Annotated in this window: 19 protein-coding genes and 1 tRNA gene; 10 read left to right on the plus strand and 10 right to left on the minus strand. The window is 70.6% G+C overall.

Translation table 11 applies throughout. The features are described 5' to 3' along the window. Positions 1–11 precede the first annotated feature (11 nt). The 3 genes from ET445_RS03125 to ET445_RS03135 are packed head-to-tail and all read left to right on the plus strand — an operon-like array spanning position 12 to position 2,420. Complete coding sequence (locus tag ET445_RS03125) at positions 12–386, plus strand: YccF domain-containing protein (protein ID WP_129188748.1); 375 nt, start codon at positions 12–14, stop codon at positions 384–386. Beyond that, positions 386–1,042, plus strand: a complete 657-nt coding sequence (locus tag ET445_RS03130; protein ID WP_129188750.1) for a hypothetical protein — start codon at positions 386–388, stop codon at positions 1,040–1,042. The genes ET445_RS03125 and ET445_RS03130 overlap by 1 nt, the downstream gene beginning before the upstream one ends. Beyond that, complete coding sequence (locus ET445_RS03135; RefSeq protein WP_129188752.1) at positions 1,005–2,420, plus strand: MATE family efflux transporter; 1,416 nt, start codon at positions 1,005–1,007, stop codon at positions 2,418–2,420. The genes ET445_RS03130 and ET445_RS03135 overlap by 38 nt, the downstream gene beginning before the upstream one ends. An 18-nt stretch (positions 2,421–2,438) precedes the next feature. Here ET445_RS03135 and ET445_RS03140 read toward each other — a convergent pair. Continuing rightward, a tRNA-Gly gene (locus ET445_RS03140) sits at positions 2,439–2,510 on the minus strand. 62 nt (positions 2,511–2,572) lie between these two features. Next, positions 2,573–3,637: a LacI family DNA-binding transcriptional regulator gene (locus ET445_RS03145; RefSeq protein WP_129188754.1), complete on the minus strand. Its 1,065-nt coding sequence runs from the start codon at positions 3,635–3,637 to the stop codon at positions 2,573–2,575. A 275-nt stretch (positions 3,638–3,912) separates the two neighbouring features. On the opposite strand from ET445_RS03145, the gene ET445_RS03150 reads away from it, so the two are divergent. Beyond that, positions 3,913–4,683 carry an SDR family NAD(P)-dependent oxidoreductase gene (locus ET445_RS03150; protein ID WP_129188756.1) on the plus strand — a complete coding sequence of 257 codons (771 nt, stop codon included), beginning with the start codon at positions 3,913–3,915 and terminating at the stop codon, positions 4,681–4,683. 28 nt (positions 4,684–4,711) lie between these two features. Here the strand turns inward: ET445_RS03150 and ET445_RS03155 are convergent, their stop codons facing one another. Both ET445_RS03155 and tdh read right to left on the minus strand, forming a co-directional pair. After that, entirely contained in the window at positions 4,712–5,887 is a 1,176-nt protein-coding gene (locus ET445_RS03155; protein ID WP_129188758.1) for a glycine C-acetyltransferase, read from the minus strand. 2 nt (positions 5,888–5,889) lie between these two features. After that, on the minus strand, positions 5,890–6,933 hold the full coding sequence (gene tdh / locus ET445_RS03160; RefSeq protein ID WP_129192380.1) for an L-threonine 3-dehydrogenase: 1,044 nt from the start codon (positions 6,931–6,933) through the stop codon (positions 5,890–5,892). 460 nt (positions 6,934–7,393) lie between these two features. On the opposite strand from tdh, the gene ET445_RS03165 reads away from it, so the two are divergent. Then, a complete protein-coding gene (locus ET445_RS03165; protein WP_243695305.1) occupies positions 7,394–8,539 on the plus strand; it encodes an MFS transporter in 1,146 nt (381 codons plus the stop codon). A gap of 3 nt (positions 8,540–8,542) precedes the next feature. Here ET445_RS03165 and ET445_RS03170 read toward each other — a convergent pair whose 3' ends face one another. Further along, positions 8,543–9,103, minus strand: coding sequence for a dihydrofolate reductase family protein (locus ET445_RS03170; RefSeq protein ID WP_129188760.1), 561 nt, complete (start codon positions 9,101–9,103; stop codon positions 8,543–8,545). 397 nt (positions 9,104–9,500) lie between these two features. After that, positions 9,501–10,358 (minus strand): SDR family NAD(P)-dependent oxidoreductase, encoded by an 858-nt coding sequence (locus ET445_RS03175; RefSeq protein WP_129188762.1) that lies wholly within the window; start codon positions 10,356–10,358, stop codon positions 9,501–9,503. A gap of 79 nt (positions 10,359–10,437) precedes the next feature. Between ET445_RS03175 and ET445_RS03180 the strand changes: the two genes are divergently transcribed. Next, positions 10,438–11,055 (plus strand): TetR family transcriptional regulator, encoded by a 618-nt coding sequence (locus ET445_RS03180; protein ID WP_129188764.1) that lies wholly within the window; start codon positions 10,438–10,440, stop codon positions 11,053–11,055. Between the two features lie 25 nt (positions 11,056–11,080). Here the strand turns inward: ET445_RS03180 and ET445_RS03185 are convergent, their stop codons facing one another. Both ET445_RS03185 and ET445_RS03190 read right to left on the minus strand, forming a co-directional pair. After that, entirely contained in the window at positions 11,081–11,485 is a 405-nt protein-coding gene (locus ET445_RS03185) for a VOC family protein (RefSeq protein WP_165314279.1), read from the minus strand. A 62-nt stretch (positions 11,486–11,547) separates the two neighbouring features. Then, positions 11,548–12,042, minus strand: a complete 495-nt coding sequence (locus ET445_RS03190; RefSeq protein WP_129188768.1) for a nuclear transport factor 2 family protein — start codon at positions 12,040–12,042, stop codon at positions 11,548–11,550. A gap of 61 nt (positions 12,043–12,103) precedes the next feature. Here ET445_RS03190 and ET445_RS03195 point away from each other — a divergent pair, with 61 nt between their 5' ends. Beyond that, positions 12,104–12,754 carry a TetR/AcrR family transcriptional regulator gene (locus ET445_RS03195; protein ID WP_129188770.1) on the plus strand — a complete coding sequence of 217 codons (651 nt, stop codon included), beginning with the start codon at positions 12,104–12,106 and terminating at the stop codon, positions 12,752–12,754. Positions 12,755–12,763: 9 nt separating this feature from the next. Beyond that, positions 12,764–13,459 (plus strand): endonuclease NucS, encoded by a 696-nt coding sequence (gene nucS / locus ET445_RS03200; RefSeq protein ID WP_129188772.1) that lies wholly within the window; start codon positions 12,764–12,766, stop codon positions 13,457–13,459. Between the two features lie 40 nt (positions 13,460–13,499). Here nucS and ET445_RS03205 read toward each other — a convergent pair whose 3' ends face one another. Next, positions 13,500–14,258, minus strand: a complete 759-nt coding sequence (locus ET445_RS03205; protein WP_129188775.1) for an SDR family NAD(P)-dependent oxidoreductase — start codon at positions 14,256–14,258, stop codon at positions 13,500–13,502. A 56-nt stretch (positions 14,259–14,314) separates the two neighbouring features. Between ET445_RS03205 and ET445_RS03210 the strand changes: the two genes are divergently transcribed. Beyond that, the gene (locus ET445_RS03210) at positions 14,315–15,004 is read left to right on the plus strand and encodes an HAD hydrolase-like protein (RefSeq protein WP_243695306.1); all 690 of its coding nucleotides are present in this window, start codon (positions 14,315–14,317) and stop codon (positions 15,002–15,004) included. 24 nt (positions 15,005–15,028) lie between these two features. Here ET445_RS03210 and ET445_RS03215 read toward each other — a convergent pair whose 3' ends face one another. After that, positions 15,029–15,502 (minus strand): hypothetical protein, encoded by a 474-nt coding sequence (locus ET445_RS03215; RefSeq protein ID WP_129188777.1) that lies wholly within the window; start codon positions 15,500–15,502, stop codon positions 15,029–15,031. Positions 15,503–15,856: 354 nt separating this feature from the next. Here ET445_RS03215 and ET445_RS03220 point away from each other — a divergent pair, with 354 nt between their 5' ends. Then, positions 15,857–18,790 carry an immune inhibitor A domain-containing protein gene (locus ET445_RS03220; protein WP_129188779.1) on the plus strand — a complete coding sequence of 978 codons (2,934 nt, stop codon included), beginning with the start codon at positions 15,857–15,859 and terminating at the stop codon, positions 18,788–18,790. Positions 18,791–18,805 lie beyond the last annotated feature (15 nt).

Below are 18,805 nucleotides of genomic sequence, written 5' to 3' on the forward strand. Positions count from 1 at the left end.
TGGAACCCGATATGAAGACGCTGCTCAACATCATCTGGCTCGTGCTCGCCGGCCTCTGGCTGTGGATCGGGTACGCGATCGCGGGTGTCGTCATGTGCATCCTCATCGTGACCATCCCGTGGGGCATCGCTGCGTTCCGCATCGCCGGCTACGCGATCTGGCCGTTCGGCCGCCAGGTCGTGTCGAAGCCGACGTCGGGCGCGTGGTCGTTCCTCGGCAACGTCGTGTGGGTGCTCCTCGCGGGCTGGTGGCTCGCGCTCGAGCATCTGCTCACGGGGCTCGTGCTCTGCCTCACGATCATCGGCATCCCGCTCGGCATCGCGAACTTCAAGCTCATCCCGGTCTCGCTCGCCCCGCTCGGCAAAGAGATCGTCGACAAGCCTTGATGCAGACGATCCAGCTCGGCGGCTTCGCCCAGTCCCCCGGCATGACCGCGCTGTTCGGCGTTGGGCTCGGCGGCCTCCTGCTCATCCCTGCGGTGCTGCTCACCGACATCCGCTGGCTCATCGCGGGGCTCATCGCGATCCCGACGCTGATCGTGGCGATCGCCGTCCTGCTCGCCGCGGTCTACCCCAGGGTGGACGCCGACTTCGCGACCGGCACGGTGCGCATCCGCTCCAAGACGGTGCCGATCGCCTCGATCACGCGCGTGACCCGCAGCCTCTCGACCGCCCGCACTCGCGGGGCTCAACTGCATCGCGCGACCACGGGCACGACGGAGGAGCACGGGTACGTCCGCGGCCGCTACCTCGAGTACCGTCTGCAGTCGACGACCGGCGCGACGGCTCGCGTCCTCGTCACCGGCACGCCCTTCAGCGGCATCACGGCCCAAGGTGCGGCGGTGCTGCACCATCTGATCGGCTCGGCGCCGATCGCCGAGCCGATCGACCCCGACGGGCGGCCGATCCCTCCCGAAGCTCAGGCCGTCCCCGACGGGCGCTTCACGACCGGTCGGCCTCACTTCGTCGGCCGCGCATTCCTGCTCCACGAGCTCGCGACGGCGCATGGGCTCGTCCCGACGGGAGTCACCGGCCCCGCCTAGGCTCGGAGTCATCGACATCAGAGCCACGCCCTCCGACTCCGCCGCCGACCGGCGCGCGGTCGATCGCGACATCCTGCGGCTCGCCGTGCCCGCGCTCGGCGCGCTCATCGCCGAGCCGCTCTTCCTGCTCGCCGACACGGCGATGGTGGGGCACCTGGGCGCGGTGCCGCTCGCGGGGCTCGGGCTCGCGGCGGCGATCCTGCAGACGATCATCGGGCTCATGGTGTTCCTCGCCTACGCGACGACCCCGGCCGTCGCGCGTCGGCTCGGCGCGGGCGACGAGCGGGGCGCGGTCGCGGCGGGCATCGACGGACTCTGGCTCGCACTCGGCATCGGCATCGTGCTCGCGGTCGCGGGGTGGTTCGCGAGCCCCTGGCTCGTCGGGGCGTTCGGAGCGACCGAGGATGTCTCGGCCGAGGCATCCACCTATCTGTCGATCTCGATGGCGGGGCTGCCCGCGATGCTGCTCGTGTTCGCGGCCACCGGGCTCCTCCGCGGCCTGCAAGACACGCGCACGCCGCTGTGGGTCGCCGGCATCGGGTTCGGCGTCAACATCGTGCTCAATTGCGTGTTCATCTACGTCGCGGGCTGGGGCCTCGCGGGGTCGGCGACGGGCACCGTCATCGCACAGTGGGGCATGGTCGCCGTGTACCTCGCAGTCGTCTGGCGGCACGCCGCGCGCGCAGGCGCGAGCCCGTGGCCGCACCACGCCGGCGTGCTGCGCGGGGCTGCATCGGGCGGGTGGCTGTTCCTCCGCACGGCGAGCCTGCGGGTCGCGCTCCTCGTCGCGACGTGGTCGGCGACGGCGCTCGGGCCCGACGAGCTCGCGGCCTACCAGATCGTCATCTCGCTCTACTTCACGCTCGGCTTCGCACTCGACGCGCTCGCGATCGCGGCGCAGGCGCTCGTCGGTCGCGGGCTCGGAGCGGAGGATGTCTCGCACGTGCGCGCCGTGCTCAAGCGGTGCCTGCAGTGGGGGCTCATCGCGGGTGCGGTCGCGGGCGTCGTCGTCATCGCGCTCGCGTGGGTGCTCCCCGCGCTCTTCACGTCGTCTGAAACCGTGCGGGCGATGCTGCCGCCCTCGCTCGTCGTGCTCGGGCTCTCCGCCCCGCTCGGCGGCGTCGTGTTCGTGCTCGACGGCGTGCTCATCGGGGCGGGCGACGCCCGCTACCTCGCGTGGACCGGCCTCGTGAACCTCGCGGTCTACATCCCGCTCGCGCTCGGCGTCGTGCAGTGGGCGAACGGGGCGGGGCACGAGGCATCCGTCGCCCTCGCCCTCATGACGGCCGCGTTCGTCATCGGCTATCTCGCCGCCCGCTGCGTGACCCTCGCGCTCCGCGCGCGCGGGGCGAAGTGGATGGTGACGGGGGCGCCGTGATGCACCCGGCTTCAACTGAGCGGATGACGAGATTCGAACTCGCGACCCTCACCTTGGCAAGGTGATGCGCTACCACTGCGCCACATCCGCATGCGCCGTGCGAATCGGCGCGAGTACGAGGGTACCGCACTCGGGCGAGGGCCCGTGACCACCTACGCGCGCACGCGCGCCGTCGTGTCGCCGATGTGCAGCGTGCTCGTGAACGCGACCGACTCGGGCTCCTCGCCCGCGAGCATGCGCACGACGGCGTCGCCCGCGGCACGGCCCTTGTCGACCGACGGCTGGTCGAGCGTCGTGAGATCGTGCTGCAGGCCGTCGACCGTGATGCCGTCGAACCCGAGCACGCTGAGGTCTGCCGGCACGGCGATGCCGAGCTCTTCAGCGGCGCGGATGACGCCCGCGGCGAGCAGGTCGCTCTGCGCGATGATCGCCGTAGGGCGGTCGGCGGAGTCGACGTCGAGCAGCACGTGTGCGGCCGCGCGGCCCTCTTCGACCGAGCTCGCTCGGCCCGCTACGGCGCGCGCGTCGGGGAACACCGCCCGCGCGCCCGCGAGCCGCTCGATCGGCGTGGTGCTCGTCGCCTGTGCCTCGAGCTCGGCGGTCACCCGACCGCGGGTGCGCGCCGCGTCGAGCGGCAGCGTCACGATGCCGACCTTCGTGTGGCCGAGCTCGCGCAGGTACTCGGCGCCGCGACGGGTGGCGGCGGTGTTATCGATCGTGATCTCGGGGATGCCGTCGCCCGGTGCGCCCTCGATCGCGACGGTCGGGATGCCCCGGCGGCGGAGCGCGGCGACGGAGTCGGCGAGCCGCGGGCTGCAGCCGATGAGCACGACGGCGTCGACGGGCGCGCTCTCGACCGAGACGGGGGCGTCGGCCTCGCCCGTGTCGGTGAGGAGCAGGAGGCCCGCGCGGAGGGGCGCGATGCCCTCGGCGATGCCGTCGAGCATCCGGATCTTCACGGGGTCGAGGAAGGCCGCGCGCACGCGCTCCTCGATGACGACGCCGACGATGCCCGAGCGGCCCTGCCGGAGCGACCGGGCGCGGGGGTCGGGTCCGGCGTAGCCGAGCTCGGTCGCGGCCGCGAGCACACGCTCTTTCGTGGCATCCGACACCGGGCCGGAGCCGCTGAACGCGAGCGACGCGGTCGACGCCGAGACGCCGGCTTTCGCGGCGACGTCGGCGAGGGTGGGATGCCTCGGCGCGGACTCGGTGGACATGCTGGTCGCTCCTCGGGGCGGCGGCCGTCGGCGATCGCCGACACGCCGATCATAGGCCATCGTTCTCGAATCGATTCGATAACCCTCCCCAACTCGGGGTTTCCCCAACTCGGGGTTCCTCCCCAACTCGGCGTTTCCTCCCCAACTCGGGGTTTGTCGGACATCAGCCTGTTTGTCGGACGTGGGCGCGCTCCCACGTCCGACAAAGCCGCACATGTCCGACAAACCCGTGGGGCCGGACGCAGTGGGAGGCGGGCGCATCTAGGCTGTCCGGCATGGCCAGAACCGCACTCATCACCGGCGCGAGCTCAGGACTCGGCGTCGAGTTCGCCCGCCAGCTCGCTGCGAAGGGCGCCGACCTCGTGCTCGTCGCGCGCGACGCGGAGTCGCTCGAGCGCGTCGCCGACGAGGTGCGGGCGAAGACCGGACGCACGGTCGAGGTCCTGGCGGCCGACCTCGTCGATCCTGCAGACCTCGCCCGCGTCACCGCACGCGTCGCCGATGCCGAGCACCCGATCGACCTCCTCGTCAACAACGCGGGCTTCGGCCTTCCGCTCGACTTCGCGGCCAACGACATCGAGGACGAGGCGCGCCATCTGGCCCTCCACGTCGAGGTGCCCATGCGGCTCTCGCACGCGGCGCTCCAGGGCATGCTCGCGCGCGGGAGCGGCAAGATCGTCAACGTCGCGTCGGTCGCGGGGTTCATCCCCCGCTCCACGTACGGCGCGTGCAAAGGATGGCTCATCTCGTTCAGCCGGTGGGCGAACGGCCGCTACCGCGGCGAAGGCGTGACGACGACGGCCGTCTGCCCGGGCTTCACGCACACCGACTTCCACGCGCGCATGGGACTGCCGAAGGGCCAGGAGGGCATCAAGCCGTTCATGTGGCTCGATGCGCGCACGGTCGTCTCGCAGGGCCTTCGTGATGCAGCGCGCGGCAAGGCGGTGTCGGTCCCGTCGCTGCGGTACAAGACCCTCGTCGGCCTGTCGCGGCTCGCGCCGCCGTCGCTCGCGGCGCGCGTCGGCGAGCAGGGGCGCTCGCGCTGAGAGCGGCAATGACAGGGGGCCGGATGCCTCAGACCGCCGCGCGGGCCTCGGTGAACGCGTCGACGCAGCGGCGGATCTCCTCTTCGGTGTGCGCCGCCGACAGCTGCACGCGGATGCGCGCGGCGCCCCGCGGCACGACGGGGAACGAGAACGCCGTCACGTAGACGCCGCGCTTCTGCAGCTCTTCGGCGACTCGCGCGGTGACGACGGCGTCGCCGAACATGACGGGCACGATCGCGTGCTCCCCGGGGAGCAGGTCGAACCCTGCGGCATCCATGAGCTCTCTGAAGAGCGCCGCGTTCGCGTTCAGCCGCTCACGCAGGTCTCCCGACGACGCGAGGAGCGACAGCGCCTCGAGCGTCCCGGCGACGATCGCGGGCGCGAGCGTATTCGAGAAGAGGTACGGCCGGGCGTGTTGACGCAGGAGGTCGACGATCTCTTGACGGGCGGCGACATAGCCTCCGGATGCCCCGCCGAGCGCCTTGCCGAACGTGCCCGTCGTGATATCGACGCGGCCCTCGACGCCGCACAGCTCGGGCGTGCCGCGCCCGTTCGCCCCGACGAAGCCGACGGCGTGCGAGTCATCCACGAAGACGAGCGCGTCGTAGCCGTCGGCGAGGTCGCAGATCTCGGCGAGGGGGGCGATGTAGCCGTCCATCGAGAAGACGCCGTCGGTCACGATGACGCGGCGGCGCGCGTCGGACGCCGCGATGAGCTGCGCCTCGAGGTCGGCCAGGTCGCGGTTCTTGTACCGGTACCGCCGCGCCTTCGAGAGCCGGATGCCGTCGATGATCGAGGCGTGGTTGAGCTCGTCGGAGATGATCGCGTCATCGGGCCCGAAGAGGGTCTCGAAGACGCCGCCGTTCGCGTCGAAGCACGACGAGAAGAGGATCGTGTCGTCGTACCCCAAGAACTCGGAGACCCGGCGCTCGAGTTCGAGGTGCTGCTCCTGCGTGCCGCAGATGAACCGCACGCTCGCCAGGCCGTAGCCCCACTCGTCGAGGCCCCGGTGCGCGGCGGCGACGATGCGCGGGTCGTTCGCGAGCCCGAGGTAGTTGTTGGCGCAGAAGTTCAGCACTTCTTGCCCGCCGACGTCGACGAGAGCCGACTGCGGGCCCTTGATGCCCCGCTCGCGCTTCGTGAGCCCGGCAGCCTCGATCTCGTCGAGTTCGCCGCGAAGCTGCTCCTTGACCGATCCGTACACGCTCAGACCTCCGTCCAGTCGAGGATGACCTTGCCGACGCCCGCCGCGCGGGCGGTGTCGAACGCCTGGCTCCAGTCACGGGCAGGGTAGCGCTCGGAGATGACGGATGCCACGCGCCCCCGCAGCTCCTCGCTCGTCTGGAGCATCGCGCTCATCGAGTTCCAGGTCTCGAACATCTCGCGGCCGTAGACGCCCTTGAGGGTCAGCATGTGGGTGACGACCTTGCCCCAGTCGATCGCGTACGGCTCGCTCGGCAGCCCGAGCATCGCGATGCGACCGCCGTGGTTCATGTTCTCGATCATCTCGGGGAGGGCCTTCGCCGATCCGCTCATCTCGAAGCCGACGTCGAAGCCCTCGCGCATGCCGAGCCGACGCTGCGATTCGACGATGCGTTCGGCCGAGACATCCACGACGTCGTCGGCGCCCATGGCGCGGGCCAGCTCGAGGCGTGCGGGCGAGACATCCGTCGCGACGACGAAGCGCGCGCCCACATGGCGGGCGACCGCGATCGACATGAGGCCGATGGGGCCGCAGCCCGTGACGAGCACGTCTTCGCCGACGACCGAGTACGCGAGGGCCGTGTGGACGGCGTTGCCGAACGGGTCGAAGACGGCGCCGACCTCGGGGTCGACGGGTGAGTGGTGCACCCACACGTTCGCGCCGGGGATGACGATGTACTCGGCGAAGGCGCCGTCGCGGTGGAGGCCGACGCCCTGGGTGCGGATGCACATCTGGCGGCGGCCGGCACGGCAGTTGCGGCACATGCCGCACACGACGTGGCCTTCGCCAGACACGTGGTCGCCGACGGCGACGTCGTGCACGAGCGGGCCGACCTCGACGACTTCGCCGTAGAACTCGTGCCCGGGGATGAGGGGGGTCGCGATCTCGGCGGCGGCCCAGTCGTCCCACGCCTCGATGTGGAGGTCGGTGCCGCAGATGCCGGTGCGAAGCACCCGGATCTTGACATCGGCGGGGCGCGTCACGGGCTCTGGGCGGTCGGTGAACTCGAACCCCGCGCCAGGCGCGGCCTTGAAGAGTGCCTTCACTGGTACCTCAGGTGTTTGGGGCACGAGCCACTGGGTGCGGCGGCTCATGCAGGTGTTTCCGGTGGATGTGCCGGACGACTCGGCCATCGTAGCGGCGAACGGGGGCCCTTCGCCGAATCCCGAATAGCATTCGGTAATGAGGATACCTTCTCGGCCTGGCCGACCGGTGCACCCCCGACCGGGCCGCAGGGTGGCAGAGTCGTCCGCGACCTGCTATCGTCATCGAATCGATTCGAGTCGAATCGATTCGACACCGACGAGGATGCCGCGACCGGCCGCATCGGCTCCTCCACCCCGAACCCCGTCACCGAGGAGCGACCATGGCCCACGAGGCATCCGTCGATAGCGTTGACGTCGTGACCGACGACGCGACCGCGACACCCGGGCCTGCGCGCAGCCCCCGCGCGCTGCGCGCGTGGCGCAACGCCGTCTTCGCCGTGTTCTTCCTCTCGGGCTCAGCATGGCGAGCTGGGTCGCCCGCATCCCCGCCGTGCGCGACTTCAACGAGCTCACGACGCAGGGCGTCGGCCTCGTGATCCTCGCGGGCTCGATCGCGTCGGTGGTCGGCCTTGTCGTGGCGCCGCTCGTCATCGGCCGCTTCGGCCCGCGCACGGGCATGGCCGCGACCCTCATCGTCGTCGCCGTCGGACTCGTCTCGATCGGCATCGGCTCGTCGGTCGTGCCGTCGATCCCGCTCGTCGTCCTCGGCCTCGCGCTCTTCGGGTTCGGCAACGGCGCCGTCGACGTCATCATGAACGTCGACGCGGCCGAGGTCGAACGCGAGCTCGGCCGCACGGTCATGCCCCTCATGCACGCCTTCTTCAGCTTCGGCACCGTCGCCGGCGCGGGCCTCGCGGCCGGGGCGTCCGCCCTCGCAATCGACGTCGCGCCGCACCTCGCGGTCGTCGCCGTCGTCATCGTCGTCGCCGTGCTCGTCGCCGTGCGCTTCGTGCCGGTGCGCGACGCCTACGGCGTGACGGATGCCTCGGCCGACGCCGCACCCCGCACGACCTTCTGGACGCGCGTGCGCAAGAACCTCGCCGTGTGGGCCGACCTGCGGCTCCTGCTCATCGGCCTCGTCATGCTCGGCATGGCCTTCGCCGAGGGCAGCGCGAACGACTGGATCGCCCTCGCCGTCGTCGACGGCCACCACATGGACGCGACGACCGCCGCGGCGATCTTCACGGTCTTCACCATCGCCATGACCGCCGCACGCGTCATCGGCGGACCCGTGCTCGACCGGTTCGGCCGGGTGCCCGTCATCCGCACGCTCGCCGTCATCGGCGCTCTCGGCCTCGGCCTGTTCATCTTCGGCACCGAGCCGTGGATGCTCGTCGTCGGCACGATCCTCTGGGGCGTCGGCTGCTCGCTCGGGTTCCCCGTCGGCATGTCGGCCGCCGCCGACGTGCCCGACCGCGCCGAGTCGGCCGCGCGCGTGTCGGCGGTTGCCATGATCGGCTACACGGCGTTCCTCGTCGGCCCGCCGCTGCTGGGCTTCCTCGGGCAGCACTTCGGGATTCTGAACGCGCTGCTCGTGCTGCTGGGGCTGCTCGTGCTGGCCGGGCTCGCCGCGCCGTCGGTGCGGGAGCGCGCTCCCCGCGACTGAGGCTCAGCGCCGCACGCGGTACGCGAGGAAGACGACGCCGTTGTCGAAGCGGCGCTCGTCGACGAGTTCGAGGTCGAGCCGCACGTCGTCGGGGAAGAGCGGCAGACCGCCGCCCACGATGACGGGCCACACGTAGACCTCGACGTCGTCGACGATCCCGGCGCGGAAGGCCGCCGCAGCGAGCGTGGGCCCGCCGACCTCGACGTCGCGATCGGATGCCTCCACGAACGCCCGCACGGCGTCGGCGTCGAACGTCCGCTCGAGGCGCGTCCGCACTGTGCTCACCTCCTCGGGCGCGAGCGTCGACGAGTACACGACCTTGTCGGCGTCGAGCCAGTACCGCTGGAACTCGGCCATCGCGGGCGAGTCCGAGACATCCAGGTCGTCCCACACGCTCATGACCTCGTAGAGCCGACGGCCGAAGAGGTAGGTGCCGATGCCGTCGAGCCGGTCGCTGATGAACTGGTGCAGCGCCTCGTCGGGCATCCCCCAGTCGATCGAGCCGTCGCGGTCGGCGAAGTACCCGTCGAGGGTGATCGACCCCGAGACGATGAGGCGGCCCATCAGTCGGCCCCGGCAACTGTTCGCACGTGCCGCCGGGCGCGCAGCCGCTCCCCGAGCCGCTGCTCGGGCCGTCGGGCGTGAGCAGGCCGATCGCGATGTAGGCGGCCGCGCCGACGACGATCGCGGCGCCGAAGACGAGGACCGCGACGCCCCAGGAGGTGCGTCGCACGGCGGCGACGAGGCCCGCGAGCGCGACGACGATGCCAGCCGCGAGCGGGTAGAACGGCCCGAAGATCGACCCGTAGAGGCCGAGCGGCACGCCGACGGCCGCCGCGAGAGCGGCGCCGACCGCCGTGAGGACTGGTCCGTTCACGCGGGCGCGCGGGGAATCGACCGTGGTCATGGCCGAATCATCCCGCCCCGCTCACCGCGCGGCAAGGCCCGTGACAGCCGACGCTCACCGCGTCGCGGCGGTCGCCAGCAGCTCTTCCGACTTCTCCCAGAGCCCCGCCGCGAGGGCGGCGTCGGTCGCGAGCGGGTTGAGGCGCGTGCCCGCCCGACGCTTCACGTAGAACTCGCCCGACTCCCAGTCGACGCCGGGCCGCCCCTCGGCGAGCCAGACGAGCTGGTCGGCGCCGTCGGCGGGCGTGCCCGCGCGGAAGAGTCGCATTGCGAGCTTGCTGCCGGTGAGGAACTTGAACAGCGGGCTCGTCGTCTCGGACCCGAACGCCGTGCCCGCGATGATGCCCGGGTAGAAGGCCGCCGACGACAGGCCCTGGGCACGGTAGCGACGGTCGAGCTCCTTCGTGAAGAGCACGTTCTCGAGCTTGACGGCGTTGTACGCCTTGATGGGCTCGAGCCCGGCGCGGTCGAAGTCGAGGTCGTCGAGGTCGAGCGTCTTGACGTTGCCTCCGTGCAGGGTCGTGGTCTGAATGACGGATGCCTCGGACGCGACGAGCTTGTCCATCAGCAGGGTCGTGAGCAGGAAGCCCGCGAGGTGGTTGACCTGGAAGGTCTGCTCGAAGCCGTCGACGGTCTTGGCAGGATCGCCGAAAGGTCGGCCGGCGTTGTTGGCGAGGACGTCGATGCGCGGGTAGGCGGCGTCGAGGTCGCGTGCGAGCCTGCGCACATCGTCGAGCCGCGTGAAGTCGGCGAGGAAGTGGTCGGTGCCGATCTCGCGGGCGACGGCCGCGGTCTTCTCGGGCGAGCGCCCGACGACCACGACGTGGTGCCCGCGCTTCGCGAGCTCGCGTGCGGCGGCCGCGCCGATGCCGTCGCTCGCGCCGGTGATGACGATGACCTTCTGCGATCCCATGGCGTCTCCTCATGACATCCGGAACTCTGGTTCGTAACTGACACTCAGTGTCACTTACAGACCAGAGTATCATCTGGGTATGGTCGAACCAGCAGCCGTCGCACCGGTCGCCGCGGGCGGCGCTCGCGAACTCACGCGCCGCGCCGTACGTGCGCAGGTCTCGCAGCTCGCCGTCGCACTCGTCTTCGAGCAAGGATTCGACGCGACGACGGTCGACGACATCTGCGCCGTCGCGGGCATTTCGCGCAGCACGTTCTTCCGCTACTTCCCGACGAAAGAGGCCGCGCTTTTCGGCGACATGGCCGACGCCGGCACCGAACTCCTCGCCGCACTGCAGGCGCGGCCCGAAGACGAAGCGCCGTGGGTCGCGCTCCGCCGCGCGTCCGACCCGCTCATCGATCGCTACCTCGGCGACCCCGCGCAGGCGCTGCGCTTCGCGAAGCTCATCACGGGCACGCCCACCCTGGCCGCGTGGCACCGCGAGAAGAACGCCCACGAGTACGAACTCCTCCGCCCCGAACTCGCCCGACGCCTCGGGATCGACGCGGCCGATGCATCCGACCCGCGCGTGAGCGCGCTCCTCGCGGCCGCGCTCGGCTGCGTCGACGCCGCCGTCGCAGCCTGGGTCGAAGTCGGCGAGGAGGCGCGCCTCGGCGACCTGCTCGACCGGGCGATGGGCGCCATCGCATCCGCGTGAGCGCGGGCGCTGCGGCGCGGATGCCTCAGTCGGCCGACGCCGCGTCGGGGTCGGCCCAGAACGGCTCGAAGTGGTTGCCGTCGGGGTCGTCGAAGCCGCGCTGGTACATGAAGCCGTAGTCGTCGGCCGGGTCGAGCTTCGCCCCGGCGGCCTCCGCGCGGGCGACGAGCTCGTCGACGGCCTCGCGGCTCGGCAGGTCGAACGCGAGCGAGGTGAGCGCGACCTTCGCCGGATCGCCGAGCGTCTTGTCGCTCCGGATCATCCCCTTGAAGAACTCGCGCTCGGCGATCATGAGGTACTGGCCGTCGTCGATGACGAAGCCGGTGCCGTGTTCGCTTGTGAAACGCTCGTCGACGTTCCAGCCGATCGCCGTGAAGAACCGCGTCGAGCGTTCGACATCGGCCACCGGCACAGTCACGTAGATGCCCACGGGGTCAAGGTAGTCCTCGATCGGGCTCGGCGACAGGGGTTCTTGCCGGCGCCCGCACTCATTCACACCTCGAGCGCCCGCGTCTCGGTCCAGTCGATGTGGAGCCGGCGCTCGGCGAAGCGCCAGGCGCCGTCGACGCGGGTGAAGGCGTCGCGGTAGCGGATCGCCATGACGATGAGCTGCCGGCCGCCGTCGGTGTCGCCTTCGAGCACGTGGTGCGCGAGGCAGTAGCTCTCGCCCGAGGCATCCGCGCCGGCCGCGCCGTCGAACGTGACGATCGACTGCCCGTTGAAGTGCGTCGTGATCGCGTACTGCTCGAGCACGCCGAAGCCCTCGACGTGCTCGGCCCGCGTCGTGAGCACTTGCACGGGCTCGTCGGACGCCGGTGTGAAGACGAAGGTGCGGGCGCCGTCGGCGTAGAGGTCGGCCTGCTGCTCGGGCTGCCGGGTGTCGGCGAAGTGGGCGTAGGCATCGACGAGCGCGCGGATCGCGAGGCGGTCGGCGACCTCGTCGGCGGCGGGGGTCGTGGGGGTCGTTGCTGTCGTTGCGGAGAACATGGATTTAGTGAAACACTGTTTCGGTAATAGTGCAACCTCGTTTCATTAGTAGGATGTCTGCATGAGCGGCGAATTCCAACGGGCGCGCTCCCGCGAGGCCAAGCAGCAGCGGGAGCAGGCCATCCTCGACGCGGCCGAACGCCTCGCCGCCCGCGAGGGCACACGCCTGACCACGCTCACGGGCATCGCCGACGAGATCGGCATGCACAAGTCGGCGCTCCTGCGGTACTTCGAGACCCGCGAGCAGATCTTCCTGCGGCTCACCGTCGCGGGGTGGCAGGAGTGGTCGGCGGTCGTCGTCGCGCAATTGGATGGCTCGGAGCATCCATCGCCCGAAGTCGTCGCGACGACGCTCGTGGCGACCCTCGTCGCCCGACCGCTCTTCTGCGACCTGCTCGCCGAGGCGCCGCTCAACCTCGAGCGGAACGTCTCGGTCGAGGGCTTCCGCGACTTCAAGCTGCCCGTGCTCGCCGAGGTCGAGCGGATCACGCAGGCGATCGGGCGGGCGACAGGCCTCGACCACGCCGACGCCGACACCGTGCTGTCGGCCGCCGTGACCCTCACCGCGGGCGTCTGGCAGATGGCGAACCCGACCGCCGAGGTCGCGGCGCTCTACCGCAGCGACCCGCGCCTCGCGCACGCCGTGATCGACGTCGAGTCCCACGTGACCCGCATGGTCGCGGCGATGATCCGAGGGCTCCCTCTCGGTTAACCTCGACTGGTGAGACTCGTCATCGCCCGCTGCTCCGTCGACTACGCCGGCCGGCTCTCGGCGCACCTGCCGCTCGCGACGCGGCTGCTCGTCGTGAAGGCCGACGGCAGCGTGCTCGTGCACTCCGACTCGCTGAGCTACAAGCCGCTCAACTGGATGAGCCCGCCGTGCACGCTCGCGACGGCCGACCCCGACGCCGAGCAGGCCGCGGCAGGCGTCGTCGAGGTGTGGACGGTCACGCACAAGAAGACCGAAGACCGGCTCGTCGTGTCGATCCACGAGGTGCTGCACGACTCGGCGCACGACCTCGGCGTCGATCCCGGCCTCCAGAAGGACGGCGTCGAGTCGCACCTCCAGGCGCTCCTCGCCGAGCAGATCGAACTCCTCGGCGACGGCTACCGGCTCGTGCGCCGCGAGTACATGACGGCGATCGGCCCGGTCGACATCCTGGCGACGGATGCCTCGGGGTCGTCGGTCGCGGTCGAGCTCAAGCGGCGCGGCGACATCGACGGCGTCGAGCAGCTCACCCGCTACCTCGAGCTCATGAACCGCGACCCGCTGCTCGCGCCCGTCACGGGCGTGTTCGCGGCCCAGGAGATCAAGCCGCAGGCCCGCACGCTCGCCGAAGACCGCGGCATCCGCTGCGTCGTGCTCGATTACGACGCGATGAAGGGCGTCGACAGCGGGCGGCCGACGCTCTTCTGATCGGCGCGCGCCCGAGACATCCGGAACCGACAGACCGCGCTCAGCGCGCCGTCCATCCCCCGTCGATCGCGAGCGTCTGCCCCGTGATGAGCGACGCCGCGGGCGACGCGAGGAACGCGACGGCGGGCGCGACCTCGTCGACCCGGCCGATGCGGTGCAGGGCCGCGATGCGTTCGACGGTGTCGGCGTGGAACTCGGCGTCGCCGAGGGCAGCGGCGGTGCCGTCGGTCTCGATGAAGGTCGGCGCGACGGCATTGACGCGGATGCCGTACTCGCCCCACTCGACCGCCTGGCAGCGCGTGAGATGGATGACGGCGGCCTTGGCTGTGCAGTACGCCGATTCGCCCGGTAGGGCGACGAGTCCGGCTTGCGAGGCGACGTTGACGATCGCACCACCGCCGTGCGCGCGGAAGTGCCGCGCGGCGTGTTGCGAGAGGAAGAACGTCGAGCGCGTGTTGAGCGCCCACACGGCGTCGAACTCGGCCTCGGTCAGGTCGATCGCGGCGCCCATGATGCCGCCGCCCGCGTTGTTGACGAGGATGTCGAGGCCGCCGAGCTCTTCGATGGCGGCGTCGATGCCGGCGCGACTGGCGTCGAGAACGGTGACGTCGGTCGCGACGGCGACGGCCCGGCGGCCGAGCGCACGGATCTCGTCGACGAGCCCGCCGTCGTGCGAGACATCCCGAAGCCCGACCGCGACATCCGCCCCCTGACGCGCGAGTTCGAGGGCGACCTCGCGGCCGATGCCGCGCGCGGCTCCCGTCACGAGCGCCGTCTTGCCGGTCAGGTCGTTCGCCATGGTCGTCCTTCCGTAGCCTGAGCGACGCTCAGGGAAACCCGTCCTAGGATGTCCCGGTGACCACGACCCTGCAAACCCGACCTTCCGTGGCGCCCGATCGCACCTGGTCTGCGGTGCTCTTCGACCTCGACGGCACCATCGTCGACTCGCAGAGCGAGATCACGGCTTCGCTCGCGCACATGTTCTCCGAGATGGGCCTCGACGTGCCCGACGACGCGACGCTGCGTTCGTACGTCGGCCCGCCCCTGCTCGACTCGCTCCGCATGACGGCGGGCTTCACCGACGCCGAGGCGTGGGAGGCACTCAACGTCTACCGCGACCACTACGGCGAGCGCCTGCTGACCTCTCCCGTCTTCCCGGGCGTCGCGGGCGTGCTCGAGCGGCTGCACGCCGCGGGCGTTCCCGTCGCCCTCGCGACCTCGAAGCCCGAGTCGATGGCGCGTGCCGTGCTCGAGCACGCGGGCCTCGCGAAGTACTTCACGGTCATCGCGGGCGCCGAGGAGAACGACGACCGCAGCACGAAGGCCGAGGTCGTCGCCGAGGCGCTCCACCGGCTGCAGGCGCAGGGCATCGACACCGCACAGGCCGTCATGGTCGGCGACCGCGGCTACGACACGCTCGGCGCGCTCGCCAACGGCGTGCCGACGATCCTCGTCGAGTGGGGCTACGGCTCCCCCGCCGAGGCGGGCGACGCGTTCGCGGTCGTGCACTCGGCCGATCAGCTGCGAGCGCTGCTGCTCGGCTGAGCCGACGCGAGGCCCCGCGGGGCGCTATCTCGTCTCGACGACCTTCACCGTGAAGGTCAGCGAGTCGCCCGACTCGGTGTTGTTCAGCGCGACCTCGGTCTCGCCGATCTTGAGCGGCGTGATGCCGGGGTCGAACTGCGCCGAGCCGTCGTCGCGCCCGGGCGTGAACTCGGCGACCGACGGGTCGGCGATGTCGGCCTCCCAGGCGGTGAAGGTCGTGTCGTCGCCCTGCAGCACGATGACGTTCGTGATAGGCACTTCGACCGTCGTGCCGTCGATCTCGTCGAGCTGCACCATGACGGGCGGCAGCACCTCGGGCGTCGAGGTCGACCCGGTCGCGCCGCCCTCGTCGGTCGCGCAAGCGGCGAGCGCGAACCCGGCCGCGAGCACGAGCGCGGATGTCGCGATCCTGCGTGCGAACCGGGTGCGACCGGATGCCCCGCGGCGCGACGCCTTCGCGACTCCGGCGAGCTTCGGCACTTCGGCGAACTCCGACATCGACCGGCCCCCTTCGACTCGATCGGCGCCGCCCCCACGGCGCCGTGCGCGGCGTCGGCCCTGCTTCGGGACATCCGCCGATCTCAGCGTAGGCGCGGTGCGCGCTGCGCGCCAGAGGGGGCCCGAAAGCCCCGGCTGCCTCACTGAACCCCGCCGCCATTCGATGAATCGTGCGCATCAGAGGCATCCAGCGCAGTTTTCTTGCGTTTCACGCACGAAAGCGCTGAATCCTCAGGTATTTCACAGAAACCCCTTCCCCCGTATGGGGGGCACGATGCAGGATTCGGGAACGTCCGTCTACCGGCGGACGACTCGCGGGAGACGACCCCGTCTCCGGCTTCTGAGGGGAGATGCATGTCTGCACCACACGTACGTGCACGAAAGCGAGCAGCGGCGACCGTCCCGGTCGTCGCGCTCATTGCGGCGGGTCTCGTGACCGTCAACGTCGCACCGGCGAGCGCGGCCCCCGACCCGGTGGCTGCACCCGTCATCGGCGACGACGAGTACTACATGAACTACGTCGAACCGCGCGTCGAACAGGCGTTCGTCGACGACGTGGCCGCGGGCGACGAGGCCGCCGCCGCGAACCGCGGAGCCCAGCAGGTGACCGCGCTCGAGATCGCCGAAGGCGTCGAGCGCAAGTTCGCCCAGGGCAATCCGGTCGCGGCGAAAGAGCTCGCCCACCTCGAGTCGCAGTCGATCAAGACCGGCAAGAGCCCGAAGCAGCTCAAGCGCGACTGGCACCGAGGCCACAACGGCTGGGGCAAGGGCTGGGGCAAGCCCCACCACGGCAACCACTGGAAGCCCGACTACAAAGAGGCCGACGAGACCCAGGAGGCGAAGCTCCTGACGATCCTCGTCGAGTTCGACGAGAACGCGCAGGACGACTTCACGGGCCTCCAGGTGCCCACCGAGTTCGGTGCCACGACGTGCATGCCCGGCGGCGTGCAGAGCGGCCCACTCCACAACGGCCTGCCGAACCCCGCCGACCTTGCACGCGACGACAACAACTCGATGTGGGTGCCCGACTTCTCGTCGGACTACTACAACAAGCTGCTCTTCAGCGACAAGGGCGTCACCGAGCGCGTGCGCAAAGACCTCAAGGGTCCCGACGGCAAGCGCGGCATCGACATCTCGGGCTACACGATGAAGAACATGTACGAGGAGATGTCGCGCGGCGCCTACACGGTGCACGGCGAAGCGACCCCGTGGATCACGGTGCCGCACTCCGAGGCGTACTACGGCGCGACCGTCTGCCACGAGAACGAGGACGGCGTCTTCGAGGCCGGCCCCATGCAGGACATGCAGGGCCACCCCGACAACCCGCGCGGCCCGGGCCAGCTCCCGATCGACGCGGTCGCGGCCCTCGCGGCGGCGCAGCCCGACTTCCCGTGGGCCGACTACGACATCGAGGACCAGGGCGACCGCGACGGCGACGGCGACCTCTACGAGCCCGACGGCGTCATCGACCACGTCGTGCTCGTCCACGCGGGCGCCGACAAGTCGGGCGGCGGCGGCGACCAGGGCACGTACGCCATCTGGGCGCACTCCTCGGCCGTCCCCGGCGGCGCGCCGATCCCCGGCACCGACCTGTTCGTGTCGAACTACATCGTGCAGCCCGAGGACTCGGGCGTCGGCGTGTTCGCGCACGAGTACGGCCACGACCTCGGCCTGCCCGACCTGTACGACACGTCGAACGCGGGCAACGCCGACGTCGACTTCTGGGACCTCATGAACTCGGGTTCGCACTCGGGTCCGATCTTCCAGTCGATGCCGACGCACATGGGCCTCTGGGACAAGTGGGTGCTCGGCTGGGCCGACCCGCTCGTCGTGAACCCCGGCGACCGGCGTCAGGATGTCACGGTCAGCCAGAACTCCCGGCCGCTCAAGGGCCAGGAGGACGGCGTCAAGATCAACCTGCCCGACAAGGACATCGTCCTCGCGACCCCGCACTCCGGGACGGGCATGTGGTACAACGGCACCGAGCAGGACTGGGGAGACATCCGCCTCGCCCGCGACCTCGGCGACGTGCCCGCGAACGCCAAGTTCTGGATGTGGAACGACTACGTCATCGAGCTCGACTGGGACTTCGGCTTCGTCGAGGTCTCGACCGACGGCGGCGCGACGTGGACCGACCAGCCGGTGTACAACGAGGACGGCTCGCTCGCGACGACTCCCGAGACCTACTCCGACCCGAACGGCAACCTTCGCGGCTCGTTCGGCCGGGAGCACGGCCTGACGGGTTCGACCGAGGGCTGGGCCCACCAGTACATCGACCTCTCGTCGTTCGGCGACGCCGAGGACGTCCAGGTGCGCCTGCGGTTCGCGTCCGACGCGGCCTTCCAGGAACGCGGATGGTTCGCCGACGACTTCGCACTCGTCGACGGCGCCGACCAGACGGTGTGGAGCGATGACGTCGAGTACGCCGAAGGCGAGACCGGCGGCTGGACCAACGACGTCTCGTCGTGGGCGGGCACGACCGGCCCCGGCTGGCGCGTCGACCCCGGCTACGCGATCCTCGCGCAGTACTACCTGGTCGAGTGGCGCAACTACGACGGGTTCGACGAGGGCCTGAAGTACGGCTACGACACGGTCTACCAAGACGAAGCGGGCGCGTGGAAGGTCGACAAGATCGCCTACAACGCTCCCGGCGCGCTGGTCTGGTACCGCGACACGACGTACGGCAACGCCAACATGGTGCGCAACAACCTGACGGCCCTGCCGAGCGCGGGCGCCAAGGGCGGTCTGCTCATCGTCGACAGCCACTTCGACCCGCTGCGCCGTACGGGCAAGGCGGCGGCTGCCGACACGTCGGCGCTGAAGAACCTCCCGTCGCGCGCCCAGTCGTCGAACGCGGCCTTCGGCCTCGAGAAGACGGCGGACTTCAAGGAGTGCTTCACGGTCGGCACGGTGTACGACAAGGAGTACTGCACGCAGTTCAAGGGTCAGAAGCCGGTGGCCAAGTTCACCGACGACCAGGGCTGGGTACCGGGCTTCGAGTACCGTCCCGACCTGCTCCCGACGACGGGCAGCGACCTGTACTACCGCTACGTCGACGGGTCGGTCGTCGTGCCGTCGGTCGGCAACGCGCCGTACACGACGCGCATCGTCGACAAGGACGGCAGGCCGGTCCGCGACCTGTTCGGCACCGACATCGGCATCACCGTCCTCGGCACGGGCAACCCTGCTGACGCCGGCGTCGGCTACGGCACCTCCGTCGAGGTGAAGAAGACCGGCAAGAACAACACGTCTGCCGTCATCCGCATCACTCCGCCGAAGGCGGGCTGATCGGAGGCATCCGGC

The sequence above is a fragment of the Agromyces protaetiae genome, from assembly GCF_004135405.1.
Classification (GTDB): Bacteria; Actinomycetota; Actinomycetes; order Actinomycetales; family Microbacteriaceae; genus Agromyces; species Agromyces protaetiae.

What these genes read in the sequence shown, in the direction of transcription:
- ET445_RS03125 (WP_129188748.1), top strand. Translation starts at nt 12, where the DNA reads ATGAAGACGCTGCTCAACATCATCTGGCTCGTGCTCGCCGGCCTCTGG.
- ET445_RS03130 (WP_129188750.1), top strand. Translation starts at nt 386, where the DNA reads ATGCAGACGATCCAGCTCGGCGGCTTCGCCCAGTCCCCCGGCATGACC.
- ET445_RS03135 (WP_129188752.1), top strand. Translation starts at nt 1,005, where the DNA reads ATGGGCTCGTCCCGACGGGAGTCACCGGCCCCGCCTAGGCTCGGAGTC.
- ET445_RS03145 (WP_129188754.1), bottom strand. Translation starts at nt 3,637, where the DNA reads ATGTCCACCGAGTCCGCGCCGAGGCATCCCACCCTCGCCGACGTCGCC.
- ET445_RS03150 (WP_129188756.1), top strand. Translation starts at nt 3,913, where the DNA reads ATGGCCAGAACCGCACTCATCACCGGCGCGAGCTCAGGACTCGGCGTC.
- ET445_RS03165 (WP_243695305.1), top strand. Translation starts at nt 7,394, where the DNA reads ATGGCGAGCTGGGTCGCCCGCATCCCCGCCGTGCGCGACTTCAACGAG.
- ET445_RS03170 (WP_129188760.1), bottom strand. Translation starts at nt 9,103, where the DNA reads ATGGGCCGCCTCATCGTCTCGGGGTCGATCACCCTCGACGGGTACTTC.
- ET445_RS03175 (WP_129188762.1), bottom strand. Translation starts at nt 10,358, where the DNA reads ATGGGATCGCAGAAGGTCATCGTCATCACCGGCGCGAGCGACGGCATC.
- ET445_RS03180 (WP_129188764.1), top strand. Translation starts at nt 10,438, where the DNA reads ATGGTCGAACCAGCAGCCGTCGCACCGGTCGCCGCGGGCGGCGCTCGC.
- ET445_RS03190 (WP_129188768.1), bottom strand. Translation starts at nt 12,042, where the DNA reads ATGTTCTCCGCAACGACAGCAACGACCCCCACGACCCCCGCCGCCGAC.
- ET445_RS03195 (WP_129188770.1), top strand. Translation starts at nt 12,104, where the DNA reads ATGAGCGGCGAATTCCAACGGGCGCGCTCCCGCGAGGCCAAGCAGCAG.
- ET445_RS03205 (WP_129188775.1), bottom strand. Translation starts at nt 14,258, where the DNA reads ATGGCGAACGACCTGACCGGCAAGACGGCGCTCGTGACGGGAGCCGCG.
- ET445_RS03215 (WP_129188777.1), bottom strand. Translation starts at nt 15,502, where the DNA reads ATGTCGGAGTTCGCCGAAGTGCCGAAGCTCGCCGGAGTCGCGAAGGCG.
- ET445_RS03220 (WP_129188779.1), top strand. Translation starts at nt 15,857, where the DNA reads ATGTCTGCACCACACGTACGTGCACGAAAGCGAGCAGCGGCGACCGTC.